A 479-nucleotide genomic window follows, 5' to 3' on the forward strand; every position below is an offset into this window, starting at 1 on the left:
CATCTTGAGCGTGACTTTAAATCCGCTCAAGATGATTTAATACTGAATCAGGGCGTTGCCCTGACTGTTTTTTACGCCAACGCTTAATCGTAGGAATGCCTGCCAGGTTATTCGCTTTCATGAGCCGTGCTACGCGATTAAGGCTGCAGACTTCACCATCATATTGAAGCTCTTCCCAGATACGAGGACTGCCGTATACGCCATCACTCGCTTGATACAACTGATAAATCTTGCGACTTAAACGCGCATTAGCTTGATGCCGCTGACTTGGGTCACGAGTACGCCAGTCGTAATAACCACTGGCAGAAACCGTGAGTAAACGTAAGCGGTAAATAAACCCCACCTGTTACCAGGGCTGCTCGCCAGCTAAGGTCATGATCTCTGAATTAAGGAGATCATAATGACTGCCAATGAACTGAAAGCCCTTCGAGAGACCTGGAAACAGCATCTTGATACGTGGAAGCAAAGTGGCCAGTCCC

1 protein-coding gene is annotated in these 479 nt (G+C 47.8%); it reads right to left on the bottom strand.

Annotation, left to right across the window (positions count from 1 at the left end):
* Window positions 1-16: 16 nt before the first annotated feature.
* Complete coding sequence (locus tag BGP75_RS19335) at window positions 17-343, bottom strand: IS3 family transposase (RefSeq protein WP_076720536.1); 327 nt, start codon at window positions 341-343, stop codon at window positions 17-19.
* Window positions 344-479: the final 136 nt, after the last annotated feature.

This window comes from Motiliproteus sp. MSK22-1 (assembly GCF_001968815.1).
Taxonomy (GTDB): Bacteria; Pseudomonadota; Gammaproteobacteria; order Pseudomonadales; family Balneatricaceae; genus Motiliproteus.